Here is a 14,837-nt window from a genome sequence, read left to right on the forward strand (position 1 = left end):
CTGAACGGTTTCACTCCAGCGCAGGGAACCAAACGCCAATCACAAACCCCAATGGGCGGGTCCATCCTTTGCTGAGGTGGCCCCGCTTTTTTGCTTTCGGGCTTTGCGTTATTTCCTCCATGTCAGATACCTCTTCCCGCGCGACTTCTTCCTTCGGCTCACAGGCTCGGCGCGCGACCGTTGAGCTGCTGTCGTCGATGCGCTTTGCGATTGCCTTGCTCACGGTGATCTGCATCGCTTCGGTGATCGGCACGGTGCTCAAGCAGCACGAGCCCGCCGTCAACTATGTGAACCAGTTCGGTCCGTTCTGGGCGCAGCTGTTTCTCGCGCTCAAGCTCAACGCGGTCTACAGCGCCTGGTGGTTTCTGCTGATCCTGGCGTTTCTGGTGGTCAGCACCAGCCTGTGCGTGGCGCGCAATGCGCCAAAGTACCTGGCCGACCTGCGCACGTACAAGGAAAACATCCGCGAAAAAAGCCTCGAAGCCTTTCGCCACCGCGCCCAGGCCGACGTGCGCGGCAACCCGCAGGAAGCGGCCCAGCGCCTGGGCAAGCTGCTGGTCACGGGCGGCTGGAAAGTCAAGCTGCAGCCGCGCGATACCGCCGCAGGCCAGGGCTGGATGGTCGCGGCGAAGGCCGGCGCGGCGCACAAGCTGGGCTACATTGCGGCGCACAGCGCCATCGTGCTGATCTGCCTGGGCGGGCTTTTTGACGGCGACCTGATCGTGCGCGCGCAGATGCTGTTCGGCGACAAGACGCCCTACACGGGCGGCGGCCGGGTATCGGATGTCGCGCCCGAACATCGTCTGTCGGAGCGCAACCCCACTTTCCGCGGCAACCTGATGGTCGCCGAAGGCACGCAGTCGAGCACTGCCATCCTGAACCAGTCGGATGGCGTGCTGCTGCAGGAGCTGCCTTTCGCGGTGGAACTCAAGAAATTCATCGTCGAGTACTACTCGACCGGCATGCCCAAGCTGTTTGCCAGCGAAGTGATCATTCACGACAAGCATACGGGCGAGCAGACGGCGCAGCGCATCGAAGTCAACCATCCCGCGCATTACAAGGGCGTGGAAATCTACCAGTCGAGCTTCGATGACGGCGGCTCGGCGGTCAAGATGCGCGCCGTGCCCATGGACGGCACGGGCAAGCCGTTCATGGTCGAAGGCGTGATCGGCGGCACCAGCGAATTCACGCGCGCGGGTGCAGGCCGCGGCAATGCCGACGACACGCTGACGCTCGAATACACGGCGCTGCGCACCATCAACGTCGAGAACTTCGGTGCTGCAAAGGGCGCGGGCGCGCTGGCCTCGGCCACCGATGTGCGCAAGGTCGATCTCAAGTCGGCGATAGACGCGCGCCTGGGTGCGGGCCACAAGACCACGACCGAAAAAGAGCTGCGCAACATCGGCCCCAGCATTGGCTACAAGCTGCGCGATGCCTCGGGCCAGGCGCGCGAATACCAGAACTACATGATGCCGGTCGACACCGGCGACGGCAACCCGGTGTTCCTGCTGGGCGTGCGCGACAACCCGGTCGATGCCTTCCGTTTCCTGCGCGTTCCGGCCGACGCCGAAAGCTCGATGGACACGTTCCTGCGCCTGCGCGTGGCGCTGGCCGATCCGGCGCTGCGCGAGCAGGCCGCGCGCCGCTATGTGGCGACGGCGGTCGATGCGTCGCGCCCCGATCTGCGCGAGCCGCTGATGCAGTCGGCGCTGCGCGCGCTCGAAATGTATGCGGGCACGACCGACGACGCGGGCGAGAAGGTCGGCGGCCTGCAGGCGATTGCGCGCTTCATGGAGCAGAACGTTCCCGAAGCCGAGCGCTCGCGCGCCAGCGAAGTGCTGGTGCGCATTCTCAACGGCGTGCTGTTCGAGATGGCGCAGTCGCTGCGCGAGAAGAACGGCCTCAAGCCCATGGAAAACGACGCGCAGACGCTGGCGTTCATGACGCAGGCGGTGTTCTCGCTGAGCGACGCCCAGTTCTACCCCGCGCCCATGACGTTCATGCTCGACGATTTCACGCATGTGCAAGCCAGCGTTTTCCAGGTCACACGCGGACCCGGCAAGAACGTAGTCTATCTGGGTTGCCTGTTCCTGATTCTGGGGATCTTTGCCATGCTCTACGTGCGTGATCGACGCCTGTGGATCTGGCTGGCCCCCGCCGGCGAGGGCAGCAGCCACGCCACCGTGGCCCTTTCCACCAACCGCCAGACCATGGAAGGTGACAAGGACTTCGCCATGCTGACCGAAAAACTCATTGGGGCCCAGCCGATTGCGCGCCGCCCGGGAGCTTCTGAATGACGACCGCAACGACCGACCCCTCCGAGACCATCACCCTGCATTCGGGGTATTTTTCGCGCCGCAACTGGTTCGACTGGCTGTTCGCCGTGATTGTCACGGCCGGCGGGCTGTTCGCGCTGCAGCGCTACGCGGCCTATATGGATGTCTATGAGAAGGCCATTCTGCTGGGCACCATTCCTGCGCTGATCTGGCTGTGCTGGTTCTGGCGTCCGCTGCGCGTGCTGGTGCTGGCCGTCGCCGGCTTCTCGCTGCTCGCATTGAGTCTGTACCAGGTGGATGGCGCGGGCGATCTGGCGCGCGCCGACGCAGTGTTCGGCCTCAAATATTTCCTGTCGAGCCAGTCGGCCATCCTCTGGATGAGCATGCTGTTCTTCATGAGCACCATCTTCTACTGGATAGGCATGTTCTCGCGCAACGAGGGCCGGACCATGTCGCTGCTGGGCTCGCGCATCGCCTGGGTGGCGGTCGCGATGGCGCTGATCGGCACCATGGTGCGCTGGTACGAAAGCTATCTGCTGGGTGCCGACATCGGCCACATTCCGGTCAGCAATCTCTACGAAGTGTTCGTGATGTTCTGCTGGATGACAGCGACTTTCTACCTCTACTACGAGGAAAACTACGACACCCGCGCGCTGGGCGCATTCGTCATGCTGGTGGTCAGCGCGGCCGTGGGCTTTCTGCTCTGGTACACGCTGGTGCGCGAAGCGCATGAAATCCAGCCGCTGGTGCCGGCGCTCAAGAGCTGGTGGATGAAGCTGCATGTGCCCGCCAACTTCATCGGCTACGGCACGTTCGCGCTCGCGGCCATGGTCGCTTTCGCCTATCTGATCAAGCAGCAGGCCGGCGAGACCCGCTGGTACAAGCTCGCGCCGCTGTGGCTGCTGGGCATCGTGCTGTGCTTCGAGCCCATCGTGTTCCGCCAGGGCGCGACCGAGAACGGCGGCAGCTACTGGACTGTGTATTTCGGCATCTCGGCGCTGATCGTCGCCGGCATCCTGCTGGCGCGCAAGCACATCGCCGCGCGCCTGCCGTCGTTCGAGATCCTCGACGACGTGATGTACAAGTCGATTGCCGTGGGCTTTGCGTTCTTCACCATCGCCACCGTGCTGGGCGCGCTGTGGGCCGCCGAAGCCTGGGGCGGCTACTGGAGCTGGGACCCGAAGGAAACCTGGGCGCTGATCGTCTGGCTCAACTACGCGGCCTGGCTGCACATGCGCCTGGTCAAGGGCCTGCGCGGCACGGTGTCGGCCTGGTGGGCGCTGACCGGCCTGGGCGTGACCACGTTTGCCTTCCTGGGCGTCAACATGTTCCTCAGCGGGCTGCACAGCTACGGCGAATTGTAAAGACACCCCCTGAGCGCCTTCGGCGCTTCCCCCTCTCAACCTTCGGTGGAGGGGGCGCCCGGCTAGGGACGGCAGCCTCGCTGCGGGGCGGCCCTTGCTCGCTGCCCCCATGCTGGGGCACGCCAGTTGCATAAGCTGCTCATAATGCCTGGGCCTTCAATCTCTCGTTACGCAAAAGGAGCGTCCAGCGATGGGCGCTCTTTTTTTGTTGCCGCGCAGGTTGAACCAACCGCGGTCACAATGCATCAGACAAGGAAATTTGTCCAAGGAATTGCCATGCTGATAAGAACCGATAGCGACGGCTTCAACCATCCCCGGGGCAGTGAGATCACGCCCCAGCCGGTCTACGAGGCACGGCGCCAGTTGTTGCGCACCATGGCTGCGGGGGCGGCCGGCGGCACGCTCGCGGCCTGGGCCGGGCGCGATGCACTGGCCGCGGTGCCGCGTCCGGGCAAGCTGGCCGCATTGCCCGGTCAACCCAGCCAGGTGGTGGGCGCGAACACCATGGAAGCGCTGACGCCCTATGCCGATGCGTCCCAATACAACAACTATTACGAGTTCGGTCTCGACAAGGCCGATCCCGCGCGCAACGCCCACACGCTCAAGACCACGCCCTGGAGCGTCAAGGTCGAAGGCCTGGTCGCCAAGCCCGGCACCTTCAGCCTCGAAGATCTGATCAAGCTCAGCCCGCAGGAAGAGCGCATCTACCGCCTGCGCTGCGTCGAAGGCTGGTCCATGGTCATTCCCTGGGTCGGCTACTCGCTGGCCCAGCTGCTGCGCCAGGTGCAGCCGCTGGGCAGCGCCAAATACGTGGAGTTCGTCACGCTGGCCGATCAGAAGATGATGCCCGGGCTGCGCTCCAACGTGCTCGACTGGCCCTACACCGAAGGCCTGCGCCTCGACGAAGCCATGCACCCGCTGACGCTGCTGGCGTTCGGCATGTATGGCGAAGTGCTGCCCGCGCAGAACGGCGCGCCCGTGCGCCTGGTCGTGCCCTGGAAGTACGGCTTCAAGAGTGCCAAGAGCATTGTTGCCATCCGCCTGACCGACAAGCAGCCCGGAACGGCCTGGAACAAGGCGGCGCGCAATGAGTATGGCTTCTACTCGAACGTCAACCCCGATGTGCCGCACCCGCGCTGGAGCCAGGCCACGGAGCGGCGCATTGGCGAAGGCGGGCTGTTCGCCAAGAAGCGCAAGACGCTGATGTTCAACGGCTACGGCGAGCAGGTCGGCCAGCTGTACGCAGGCATGGACCTCAAGCAACAGTTTTGACCGCCACCCCGCAAAAGCGCGCCTTGCCCGCGCGCTGGAAAACCTGGTTCATGCACCCGGCGGCCAAGCCCCTGGTGTTCGTGCTGTGCCTGCTGCCGTTTGCCCAGCTGCTTTACGGCGCGGTGTTCGACACGCTGGGCGCGAACCCGGCCGAGGCGCTGATCCGCGCGACCGGCGACTGGACGCTGCGCTTCCTGTGCGTGGTGCTCGCGGTCACGCCGGCGCGCATTGTGCTGGGCCTGCCCGCGCTCGCGCGCTTTCGGCGCATGCTGGGCCTGTTCGTGTTTTTCTATGCGACGCTGCACCTGCTGTGCTACTCGGTCTTCGACCAGGGGCTGGACTTCGCGGAGATCTGGCGCGACATTGTCGAGCGGCCGTTCATTCTGGTCGGCATGCTGGCGTTCGCGCTGCTCACGGCGCTGGCCGTGACTTCGCCGCACCGCGTGCTGCGCTGGATGGGCGCGCGCCGCTGGCAATGGCTGCACCGCAGCGTCTATGCGATCGCCGGCCTGGCCATCCTGCATTTCTTCTGGATGCGCGCCGGCAAGAACAACTTCAACGAAGTGTTTGTCTACGCCGCCATCCTGGCCCTGCTGCTGGGCTGGCGCCTGCAGCGCGCCTTGCGCAAGCGCTGGGCCGCGAAGCCGGAAGCGATCAGCCGTTGACGGCGCGCAGCGGCGCGCGCGTGAGGCGCGAGATCGGGTCGATCACGGCATTCGACTGCTGGTAGGCGCGCTGGTCGAACAGGTCTATGCCGCAGGCCAGGGTCTCGAGCCAGTCGAAGAAGGCCTCGATCGCGGGCCGGCCCTGGATGGGTGCGCCGTGCTGGGGCACGATCATCGCGATATCGAGCTGGCGCGCCATGTGCAGCCACAGCCGCAGGATCTTGTTCGACACCATGTAGCGCCGGTGAAAGCCTTCCATGTGCGCAATGTGCGGGCCCAGGTCGGTCACGGGCACGGAAGCCTGGGCGCCGGTCACCATCGACGCCCCGAGATCGCCCGTGAACAGGATGCGGCTGACCGGATCGTAGAAGTGGAAATTGCCTTCGGAGTGCAGGAAGTGCGCGGGCAGCAGCAGCAGCTCGTTGCGCCCCAGCGGCAGGCGCCCGCCCGCGTCGGGCACGCCGATGATGCGCTCGTCGGTCTTGCCGACCTTGGCGAAATGCGGCACGAAGCGCTCCCAGACGCGCGAGATCACCAGCGAAGCCTTGGTGCTGCTCATCCAGCGGTCGAGCGAGGCAATGATGTCGGGGTCGGCATGCGAGGCGATCACATACGACAGCTTGGCAGGCGCGAAATGGCGCACCATGCCCATGAACAATTCGTTGAACGCGAGGTTGCCGCCGGGGTCGATGATGGCGCCGGTATCACCGTCGACGATCAGGAACTGGTTGGCCTGCACGGCCTGGCCATCTTCCTCGATCAGGTCGCAGAACATTAGGCAGGCATGGTGCTTGTCGCGGTACAGCTCAATCGGCATGGCAGGGCAATCCAGCGGAAAATCCCACTGTAGGCTCTGGCGCAGCCTGCGCTGTTGACCTGGATCAAGCAGGCCGGGATCAGCGGGCGTTCGCGGGCTGAACGGGGGCGCGCACCGGCGCCGTGGCGGCATCGTCGAAGATCTGCGAGCGCAGCGTTTCGGGCAAGGTGGCGCGTTGCGCGGCCTCGGGTGCGGTGGGAAGATACAGGGGGCCGCGCTGGCCGCAGGCACCGAGTGACGCCGCACACAGCGCAAGGGCAAAAGACCTGACTAGAATTTGGGAAGCTCTCAACATGTGCGGATTGTAATGAACGACCTAGAATTTCTCGATTGCGCTGAAAAGCTGCTGCTCGCGGTGGAGCAGGGATGCGACCGCATCAATGACGAATCGGACGCCGATATCGATGCCCAGCGCGCGGGCGGCATGGTCACGCTGTCCTTTCCCAACCGCAGCCAGATTGTGATCAATCTGCAAAGACCTCTGCACGAAGTGTGGCTGGCGGCCAAGGCCGGCGGCTTTCATTTCCGCTATGACGCCGACCAGGCCTGCTGGCTGGACACCAAGGGCGAAGGCGAGTTCTTTGCCTGCCTGAGCCGCTATGCGTCGCAACAGTCGAATCTGCCGCTGACCTTCAGCGCCTGATCGCGCTTGCGCCGGACATGAAAAAGCCCCTCGCGAGGGGCTTTTTCCATGGGGCGCACGGCTGTCAGTTGCGGAACAGGTCCAGGATGCGGTTGCGCTCTTCCGAGGGCGGCGGCGCCGATGGACTGCCTTCGGTCGCGCCTTCGGGCACGCCCAGGCTGCTCACGCCCGCATTGCGCGCGAATTCCTCGTAGAACCATTCGCCACCGACGTTGACCACACCAGGCGGCACGGGCAGCTCGGCCACGGGAACGCCCTTGAGCGCGTGCTGCATGAAGTCGATCCAGATCGGCAGGCTCAGACCGCCGCCGGTCTCGCGCGAGCCCAGATTGCGCGGCGTGTCGTAGCCGATCCAGGTCACTGCCGCCAGCGTGGGCTGGAAGCCGCCGAACCAGGCGTCGACCGAGTCGTTGGTGGTGCCGGTCTTGCCGTAGAGGTCGGGGCGCTTGAGCGTGGCCTGGGCGCGCGCCGCGGTGCCGACCCGCGCCACGTCCTGCAGCATGCTGTTCATGATGAACGCATTGCGCGGCGGAATGGCTTCGGGCAATTGTTCCAGCGGCTGGGGCTGGAACTCGGACAGCACGCGGCCCTTGTGGTCGGTGATGCGCGTGATCAGCCAGGGGTTGACGCGGTGTCCGCCGTTGGCGAACACCGAGTAGCCCGCGGCCATCTGCATGGGGGTGACCGAGCCCGCGCCCAGTGCCATCGTCAGGTAGGGCGGGTGCTTGTCGGCGTCGAAGCCGAAATGCGTGACCCATTCCTGGCCGAACTTTGGGCCTATGGCCTGCAGCAGGCGGATCGAGATCATGTTCTTCGACTTGTTCAGGCCGGTGCGCATGCTCATCGGGCCGTCGTAGCGGCTGTCGTAGTTCTTGGGCTCCCAGGGCTGGCCGCCCGTGGTGCCGGCGCTGAAGAAGATGGGCGCGTCGTTGATCATCGTGGCCGGCGAAAAGCCTTTCTCGAGCGCAGCCGAGTAGATGAACGGCTTGAAGCTCGAGCCGGGCTGGCGCCAGGCCTGGGTCACGTGGTTGAACTTGTTCTTGCCGAAGTCGAAGCCGCCGACCAGCGCGCGGATCGCGCCGGTTTTCGGGTCGAGCGCGACGAATGCGCCTTCGACTTCGGGCAACTGGGTGATTTCCCAGGTGTTCTTGGGCGTCTTGACCACGCGGATCACAGCGCCGGCGCGCAGCTTGATATTGGGCGGTGCCTTGTCGCTGAGGCCCGACTGCGCGGGCTTGAGGCCGTCGCCCGTGATCTCGAACTTTTCGCCATCGGCGCGCGTGGCGACGATCTTGCGCGGGTTCGCGTCCAGCACCACGGCCGACATCACGTTGCCGTTGTCGGGGTGGTTGGCGAGCACGTCGTCGATCGCATTTTCCCGCTCTTCGGCATCCTGGGGCAGGGCAATGAAGCGTTCCGGGCCGCGGTAGTGCTGGCGGCGCTCGTAATCCATGATGCCCTTGCGCAAGGCGGTATAGGCTGCGTCCTGTTCACCCGCGTTGAGCGTGGTATAGACATTGATGCCTCGCGTATAGGCTTCGTTGCCGTACTGGGCGAAGATCAGCTGGCGCGCCATTTCGGCCACATATTCGGCGTGCACGCGCGTGTTGTTGCTGCCCGAACTGATCTTGAGCTCTTCCTGCTTGGCCTGCTGGGCTTCGGCGGAAGTGATGAAGCCGTTTTCCTCCATGCGCTCGATGATGTAGAGCTGGCGGCTGCGCGCGCGCTTGGGGTTGCTGATCGGGTTGTAGGCCGACGGTGCCTTGGGCAGGCCGGCGAGCATCGCGGCTTCGGCAATGGAGATCTGCTTGAGCGGCTTGCCGAAATAGGCTTCGGACGCGGCCGCGAAACCGTAGGCGCGATTGCCCAGATAGATCTGGTTCATGTAGATCTCAAGGATCTGGTTCTTGGTCAGCAGATGCTCGAGCTTGAACGTCAGCAACACCTCGTAGATCTTGCGCGTGAATGTCTTTTCCGAAGAAAGATAGACATTGCGCGCGACCTGCATGGTGATCGTGGACGCGCCCTGGCTCTTGCCGCCCGCGCCGAGGTTGGCGAGCACGGCGCGGGCAATGCCCTTGTAATCCACGCCGCCATGCTCGAAGAAACGCGTGTCCTCGATAGCGAGCACCGCATCGGTCATGACCTTGGGGATTTCCTGTATGGGCGTGAGCGTGCGGCGTTCCTCGCCGAACTCGCCGAGCAGCGCGCCTTCGGCTGAATAGATGCGCAGCGGCAGCTTGGGACGGTAGTCCGCGAGTTCGGAGACGTCGGGCAGGTTGGGGTAGGCCATTGCCAGCGCCACGGCCACCGTCAGCAGCACACCCACGACGCCGGCCACAGCGAGTCCGATCAGCCCGAACAGGACTTTGGTCAACCAGTGGAGGGGAGGGCGGGGAGAAGACGCGCGGGACGGCGAGGACTTTTCGGTTTTTTCAGAAGTCGGCATGGCGCAGCATAAGGAGAAGAACTGGCATTATAAAAATCGCTGCGATCCGGGGTCGGCGCAGCAACGCAATGCCATGAGGGAGAAATGCTCCAGCCGGAACTGGCGTGGACCAAGTGTCGACGAAGTGAGGATTCCTTCGCATGTAAACGTCTTATTTAGGCCACGCAAAGGCGATACAGTTGATACAACCTTAGGTTTTCATTGAGCGCTTGCTGATAGCATCAACGCGAAATGTGAGACCTTGTTGCATTTCTTACAGGCTCGGGAGGGCACGTTGATCACAGTAGGTTCCCTGTTCAGTCGCCAGCCTGCATCTTTGTTAGGTATTGACATCAGTTCTTCGAGCATCAAGCTCGTTGAGCTTGGCCGCGATGCGTCAGGGACGCTGGTGTTGGAGCGTTGCAGTATCGAGCCGCTGGAGCGCGGCTGGATTGCCGACGGCAATATTGAAAAATTCGATGAAGTCGCCGAAGCGCTGCGCCGCTTGGTGAAGAAAAGCGGCACGCGCAGCAAGAACGTGGCCATGGCGCTGCCGCCTTCGGCCGTGATCACCAAGCGGATTTCGCTGCCCGGAGAAATGAGCGAGCAGGAACTTGAAGTCCAGGTCGAGTCCGAAGCCAATCAGTACATTCCCTTTTCGCTCGACGAAGTGAGCCTGGATTTCTGCGTGATCGGCCCGACCGCGAATTCGCCCGGAGATGTCGACGTGCTGATCGCGGCCTCGCGCCGCGAGAAGGTCCAGGACCGCCAGGGCCTGGCTGAAGCCGCGGGCCTGACGCCGGTGATCGTCGATATCGAATCGCATTGCGCGCGCCTGGCCGCGGGCCGGCTGATCGATAACCTGCCGAAGAAAGGCCAGGATGCGATCGTCGCCTTGTTCGAAGTCGGCGCGCTCACGACCAGCATGCAGGTGCTGCGCAACGAAGAAGTGCTCTATGAGCGCGACCAGGCGTTCGGCGGTGCCCAGTTGACGCAATTGATTGCGCGCCAGTACGGCTTTTCGCTTGAGGAAGCCGAAGCCAAGAAGCGCAATGCCGAATTGCCCGAAGACTATTCGCAGGTCGTTCTCAAGCCGTTTGTCGAAAGCATGACGCAGGAAGTGGCGCGCGCGCTGCAATTTTTCTTCACCAGCACGCCCTACAACCGCGTCGACCACATTCTGCTGGCCGGGGGCTCGGCCCCCCTGCCTGGTCTGGTCGAGGCCATCACTCAACACACGGGCTTTGCCTGCGGCCTGGTGAACCCGTTCGATGGCATGCAGATCGGCAGCAATGTGCGGCTCAAGAAGATGGCGCGCGAGGCCCCGTCCTATCTGACGGCCTGCGGCCTGGCCCTGAGAAGGTTTCTCCAGTGATACTGATCAACCTACTTCCCCACCGCGAAGCGGCGCGCAAGCGCCGCAAGCAGATGTTCCAGACCACGATGCTGCTGTCGTTCGTCTGTGGGCTGCTGATCGCGGGACTGATCTACTCGATGCTGCAAAGCCAGATTGCCGACCAGCAGGGCAAGAACAGCCTGCTGCAATCGGAAATCACGGTGCTGGAAAAGCAGATCGTGGAGATCGCCGGACTGGAAAATGAAATCACCGCCCTGCGCGCGCGCCAGAAGGCGGTCGAGGACCTGCAGTCGGACCGCAATCTGCCGGTCCATCTGCTGCATGAGCTCGTGGCCCAGTTGCCTGACGGCGTCTACATCACCAGCCTCAAGCAGGATGGGCAGGTGATCAGCATGCAAGGCATGGCCCAGTCCAACGAGCGTGTCTCGGAGATGCTGCGCAACCTGTCGGAAAACACGCCCTGGTTCTCCAAGCCTGAGCTCACGGAAATCGTCGCGACCAATCTGTCGCTGACGGCCAAGGACCAGCGGCGCGTGGCTTCGTTCAATCTGCGCTTTCGGCTGATGCGCACCAGCGAAGCGCAAAAGGCGATGGACGCCGTCCCGCCAGCTGCGGGCGGGAGATAAGCGATGGCCAAGAAAACCCGCAAGGGCCCGGATTTCGCCCGGCTGCAAGCCGAGCTGAAGAAGCAGTTCAGCAACCTGCATCCCAACGACCCGTCGCAATGGCCGGTCGTTCCGCGCACGCTGCTGTGCATTGCGATCGCCGTCGGCGTGGCGGTCGTGCTGTGGTTCGTGCAGCTGAGCGACTACCGCGATGAACTGCGCATGGAGCAGGAGCGCGAAGCGACGCTGCGCCAGGACTTCCAGAAAAAACTGACAAAGGCCGTGAGCCTGGAGGCGCTCAAGCAGCAGCGCGAACAGGTGCAGCAATACGTGATCCAGCTCGAGAAGCAGTTGCCCAGCAAGGCCGAAATGGCGGCACTGCTGTCCGATATCAACCAGGCGGGGCTGGGGCGCAGCCTGCAGTTCGAACTGTTCCGTCCCGGCCAGATGGTGGTCAAGGACTACTACGCCGAGCTGCCTATCTCGCTCAAGGTCACTGGCAGCTACCACGACATCGGTGCATTCGCCTCCGATATCGCCCACTTGTCGCGCATCGTGACGCTCAACAACATTGCCATTGCGCCGGTCGCCAAGGATGGCAACGGCACGCTGACGATGGATGCGACGGCGCGCACTTTCCGCTACCTCGATGCGGATGAGATCGCGACGCAGAAGAAAGCGGCTTCGGGGAAGAAGAAATAATGCATCAACGACCGCTGATCCTCGCGCTGGGACTGTCCGTGGTGTTGCTCGGCGGCTGCGCCGACACTGAACAGGAAGAGCTGCAGCAATGGATGGCGCAGCAGCGCGCCCAGGCACGGCCCCGGATCACCCCGATCGAGGAACCGAAGAAATTCCAGCCCCAAACCTATGCGGTGGATGGTGGTGCCGATCCTTTCGATTCAGGCAAGCTGACCCAGGCCCTGCGGCGCGACGCCAAGCAAGGCGGGCAGCAGGCCGGCCTGATGCAGTCGGAACTCAATCGCCGCAAGGAACCGCTGGAAGCCATGCCCCTGGACGCAATGGTGATGGTCGGCAGCCTGCAAAAGCTGGGCCAGCCGACCGCCCTGGTCAAGGTGGACCGGCTGCTCTACCAGGTGCGGGTAGGCAATTACCTCGGCCAGAACTACGGAAAAATCATCCGGATCACGGAAAACTCCATCCAGCTGCGTGAAATCATCCAGGATGTCACGGGAGAGTGGATTGAGCGCAATACCGAACTGGTGTTGCAGGAGACACAGAAATGATGAACAACATGCACGGAAATCTGGCGCAGCGCTTGCTGGCGCAATGCCGACACGCGGCGGTGACGGCAGGGCTGCTGCTTTCGTCATCGGCGTTTGCTCAGGGCGCCATCCAGTCGGTGGCGGGTTCTCTGCAGGACGGCAGCGAGGTGCTGCGCATCGAGCTGTCGGAGCCGCTCGCCAAACCGCCCACAGGCTTTGCCATCCAGTCCCCAGCGCGCATTGCGCTCGACTTCCCGGGAACGCAGAACGCGACCGGCCAGTCGCAGGTCGAACTCAACCAGGGCAATCTCAAGTCGGTCAATGTGGTCGAAGCCGGCGGTCGTTCGCGCGTGGTGCTCAACCTCAAGACCGCGACTTCCTACAGGACCGATATCCAGGGCAAGAGCCTGTTCGTCATTCTGGCGCCCGTGCCTTCGGCCGCGACCGCACAGGCCGCGGCCGAGCCGCGCGTGTTGACCGCCCGGCCTGCGGGCAGCGATGTGCTGCCTATCCGCGACGTGGACTTCCGCCGCGGCGCCGACAGCTCCGGGCGCATCGTGATCGGGCTGGCCAGCAATCAGGTGGCCGTCGACCTGCGCCAGGAAGGCAAGGCGCTGGTCGCCGATTTCCTGCGCTCCTCGCTGCCTGAAGGCCTGCGTCGAAAGCTCGATGTGACCGACTTCGGTACGCCCGTGCAGACGATCACCACGACCGAGTCCGGCGGTCGCGTGCGCATGCGCATAGAGCCCACAGGGGACTGGGAACACAGTGCCTACCAGAGCGACAACCAGTTCGTCATCGAAGTGCGGCCCAAGAAGGTCGACGCATCGAAGCTGAGTCAGGGGCCGGACTACACGGGTGAAAAGCTGTCGCTGAACTTCCAGAGCATCGAAGTGCGTTCGCTGCTGCAGGTCATCGCGGATTTCACGAATTTCAACATCGTGACCTCCGACACCGTCACGGGCTCGCTGACGCTGCGCCTCAAGGACGTGCCCTGGGACCAGGCGCTGCAGATCATCATGGACGCCAAGGGTCTTGGCATGCGCAAGTCGGGCTCGGTGCTGTGGATCGCGCCCAAGGATGAAATCGACGCGCGCACCAAGAAGGACTATGAGGCAGCAATGGCCATTCAAAAGCTCGAACCCCTGCGCACCCAGGGCTTCCAGCTGAATTACGCCAAGGCGACCGACATGATCAAGCAGATCGCGAGCCATTCGAGCGGCAGCGGCTCCACCACGCGCTTTCTGTCGGAACGCGGCTCGGCAATCGCCGAACCGCGCACCAACCAGCTGTTCGTGACCGACACGCCGACCAAGCTCGAGGAAGTCAAGACCCTGCTCGCAACACTGGACATTCCCGTGCGCCAGGTGCTGATCGAAGCGCGCATCGTCGAAGCCCGCGACACCTTCGGCCGTTCGCTGGGCGTCAAGCTCGGCGGTGGCGATCTGCGCGCGCAGAACGGCGGCAACGGCGGCTATTCGATAGGCGGCGGCAACCGTGTCGGCATAGGCACCAACTACGGCAATGCGACCGCGACGGGCGGCGTGGGCACCACGGTCGATACATCGGGCACTTTCGTCAACCTGCCGGCGTCGTTGTCCAACGTGCAGTCTGCGGGGACGTTCGCGCTGTCGATCTTCAATTCGGCCGCCAATCGCTTCCTGACGCTCGAACTCTCGGCGATGGAAGCCGACGGCAACGGCAAGGTGGTGTCCAGCCCGCGGCTGATCACCGCCGATCAGACCAAGGCGCTGATCGAGCAGGGCACGGAGTACCCGTACTCGGTCACGGCGCCGAACGGCGCGACCACGATAGCGTTCAAGAAGGCCGTGCTCAAGCTCGAAGTCACGCCGCAGATCACGCCCGAAGGCAACATCATTCTGGATCTCGACGTCAACAAGGACAGCCGTGGCGAGACCACGAGCCAGGGCGTGGCGATCGACACCAAACATATCCAGACGCAGGTGCTGGTCGAGAACGGCGGTACGGTGGTGATTGGTGGCATCTTCGAAATGGAAGAAACCAACAACGAGACCAAGGTGCCGCTGCTCGGCGATGTGCCGGTTCTGGGCAATCTGTTCAAGAGCCGCACGCGCGAGACGTCGAAGCGGGAAATGCTGGTCTTCATCACGCCCAAGATGCTGATGCAGAACAAGAGCGCGCGCTGATTTTTCCATTGAGAGA

Annotated in this window: 13 protein-coding genes; 10 read left to right on the forward strand and 3 right to left on the reverse strand. The window is 63.5% G+C overall.

The window, feature by feature from the left end; translation table 11 throughout:
- The first annotated feature begins 119 nt into the window (after positions 1-119).
- The 4 genes from ACSVDO_RS03270 (at position 120) to msrQ (ending at position 5,577) form a co-directional block, all read left to right on the forward strand.
- Positions 120-2,297: a cytochrome c biogenesis protein ResB gene (locus tag ACSVDO_RS03270; RefSeq protein WP_489594883.1), complete on the forward strand. Its 2,178-nt coding sequence runs from the start codon at positions 120-122 to the stop codon at positions 2,295-2,297.
- A complete protein-coding gene (gene ccsB, locus ACSVDO_RS03275; RefSeq protein WP_332534546.1) occupies positions 2,294-3,640 on the forward strand; it encodes a c-type cytochrome biogenesis protein CcsB in 1,347 nt (448 codons plus the stop codon). Before ACSVDO_RS03270 ends, ccsB begins: the two co-directional genes overlap by 4 nt.
- A 276-nt stretch (positions 3,641-3,916) precedes the next feature.
- The gene (msrP, locus tag ACSVDO_RS03280; protein WP_489594884.1) at positions 3,917-4,912 is read left to right on the forward strand and encodes a protein-methionine-sulfoxide reductase catalytic subunit MsrP; all 996 of its coding nucleotides are present in this window, start codon (positions 3,917-3,919) and stop codon (positions 4,910-4,912) included.
- Positions 4,913-4,962: 50 nt separating this feature from the next.
- On the forward strand, positions 4,963-5,577 hold the full coding sequence (gene msrQ / locus ACSVDO_RS03285) for a protein-methionine-sulfoxide reductase heme-binding subunit MsrQ (protein WP_332683112.1): 615 nt from the start codon (positions 4,963-4,965) through the stop codon (positions 5,575-5,577).
- Here msrQ and ACSVDO_RS03290 read toward each other — a convergent pair.
- Both ACSVDO_RS03290 and lptM read right to left on the reverse strand, forming a co-directional pair.
- On the reverse strand, positions 5,567-6,394 hold the full coding sequence (locus ACSVDO_RS03290; RefSeq protein WP_332534542.1) for an oxygen-binding di-iron domain-containing protein: 828 nt from the start codon (positions 6,392-6,394) through the stop codon (positions 5,567-5,569). The two genes, msrQ and ACSVDO_RS03290, sit on opposite strands and share 11 nt — an antisense overlap.
- Before the next feature lie 79 nt (positions 6,395-6,473).
- Entirely contained in the window at positions 6,474-6,689 is a 216-nt protein-coding gene (lptM, locus tag ACSVDO_RS03295) for an LPS translocon maturation chaperone LptM (protein ID WP_332534541.1), read from the reverse strand.
- A gap of 12 nt (positions 6,690-6,701) precedes the next feature.
- Between lptM and cyaY the strand changes: the two genes are divergently transcribed.
- Entirely contained in the window at positions 6,702-7,037 is a 336-nt protein-coding gene (cyaY, locus tag ACSVDO_RS03300; RefSeq protein ID WP_332534540.1) for an iron donor protein CyaY, read from the forward strand.
- A 64-nt stretch (positions 7,038-7,101) separates the two neighbouring features.
- On the opposite strand, the gene ACSVDO_RS03305 is transcribed toward cyaY, so the two are convergent.
- Positions 7,102-9,486, reverse strand: coding sequence for a penicillin-binding protein 1A (locus ACSVDO_RS03305; RefSeq protein WP_489594885.1), 2,385 nt, complete (start codon positions 9,484-9,486; stop codon positions 7,102-7,104).
- Positions 9,487-9,760: 274 nt separating this feature from the next.
- Between ACSVDO_RS03305 and ACSVDO_RS03310 the strand changes: the two genes are divergently transcribed.
- Genes ACSVDO_RS03310 through ACSVDO_RS03330 form a run of 5 tightly spaced genes read left to right on the forward strand, consistent with a single transcriptional unit; the run spans position 9,761 to position 14,821 of the window.
- The gene (locus ACSVDO_RS03310; RefSeq protein ID WP_332534536.1) at positions 9,761-10,840 is read left to right on the forward strand and encodes a pilus assembly protein PilM; all 1,080 of its coding nucleotides are present in this window, start codon (positions 9,761-9,763) and stop codon (positions 10,838-10,840) included.
- Complete coding sequence (locus tag ACSVDO_RS03315) at positions 10,837-11,448, forward strand: PilN domain-containing protein (RefSeq protein WP_489594887.1); 612 nt, start codon at positions 10,837-10,839, stop codon at positions 11,446-11,448. The genes ACSVDO_RS03310 and ACSVDO_RS03315 overlap by 4 nt, the downstream gene beginning before the upstream one ends.
- 3 nt (positions 11,449-11,451) lie before the next feature.
- Positions 11,452-12,129 (forward strand): type IV pilus inner membrane component PilO, encoded by a 678-nt coding sequence (locus ACSVDO_RS03320; protein WP_489594888.1) that lies wholly within the window; start codon positions 11,452-11,454, stop codon positions 12,127-12,129.
- Positions 12,129-12,674, forward strand: coding sequence for a pilus assembly protein PilP (locus ACSVDO_RS03325; protein WP_489594890.1), 546 nt, complete (start codon positions 12,129-12,131; stop codon positions 12,672-12,674). Before ACSVDO_RS03320 ends, ACSVDO_RS03325 begins: the two co-directional genes overlap by 1 nt.
- Before the next feature lie 8 nt (positions 12,675-12,682).
- Positions 12,683-14,821, forward strand: coding sequence for a type IV pilus secretin PilQ (locus ACSVDO_RS03330; RefSeq protein ID WP_489596319.1), 2,139 nt, complete (start codon positions 12,683-12,685; stop codon positions 14,819-14,821).
- The last annotated feature ends 16 nt before the right edge of the window (positions 14,822-14,837 follow it).

Source organism: Comamonas sp. DB36 (assembly GCF_057914905.1).

What these genes read in the sequence shown, in the direction of transcription:
- ACSVDO_RS03270 (WP_489594883.1), top strand. Translation starts at nt 120, where the DNA reads ATGTCAGATACCTCTTCCCGCGCGACTTCTTCCTTCGGCTCACAGGCT.
- ccsB (WP_332534546.1), top strand. Translation starts at nt 2,294, where the DNA reads ATGACGACCGCAACGACCGACCCCTCCGAGACCATCACCCTGCATTCG.
- msrP (WP_489594884.1), top strand. Translation starts at nt 3,917, where the DNA reads ATGCTGATAAGAACCGATAGCGACGGCTTCAACCATCCCCGGGGCAGT.
- msrQ (WP_332683112.1), top strand. Translation starts at nt 4,963, where the DNA reads ATGCACCCGGCGGCCAAGCCCCTGGTGTTCGTGCTGTGCCTGCTGCCG.
- ACSVDO_RS03290 (WP_332534542.1), bottom strand. Translation starts at nt 6,394, where the DNA reads ATGCCGATTGAGCTGTACCGCGACAAGCACCATGCCTGCCTAATGTTC.
- lptM (WP_332534541.1), bottom strand. Translation starts at nt 6,689, where the DNA reads ATGTTGAGAGCTTCCCAAATTCTAGTCAGGTCTTTTGCCCTTGCGCTG.
- cyaY (WP_332534540.1), top strand. Translation starts at nt 6,702, where the DNA reads ATGAACGACCTAGAATTTCTCGATTGCGCTGAAAAGCTGCTGCTCGCG.
- ACSVDO_RS03305 (WP_489594885.1), bottom strand. Translation starts at nt 9,486, where the DNA reads ATGCCGACTTCTGAAAAAACCGAAAAGTCCTCGCCGTCCCGCGCGTCT.
- ACSVDO_RS03320 (WP_489594888.1), top strand. Translation starts at nt 11,452, where the DNA reads ATGGCCAAGAAAACCCGCAAGGGCCCGGATTTCGCCCGGCTGCAAGCC.
- ACSVDO_RS03325 (WP_489594890.1), top strand. Translation starts at nt 12,129, where the DNA reads ATGCATCAACGACCGCTGATCCTCGCGCTGGGACTGTCCGTGGTGTTG.
- ACSVDO_RS03330 (WP_489596319.1), top strand. Translation starts at nt 12,683, where the DNA reads ATGCACGGAAATCTGGCGCAGCGCTTGCTGGCGCAATGCCGACACGCG.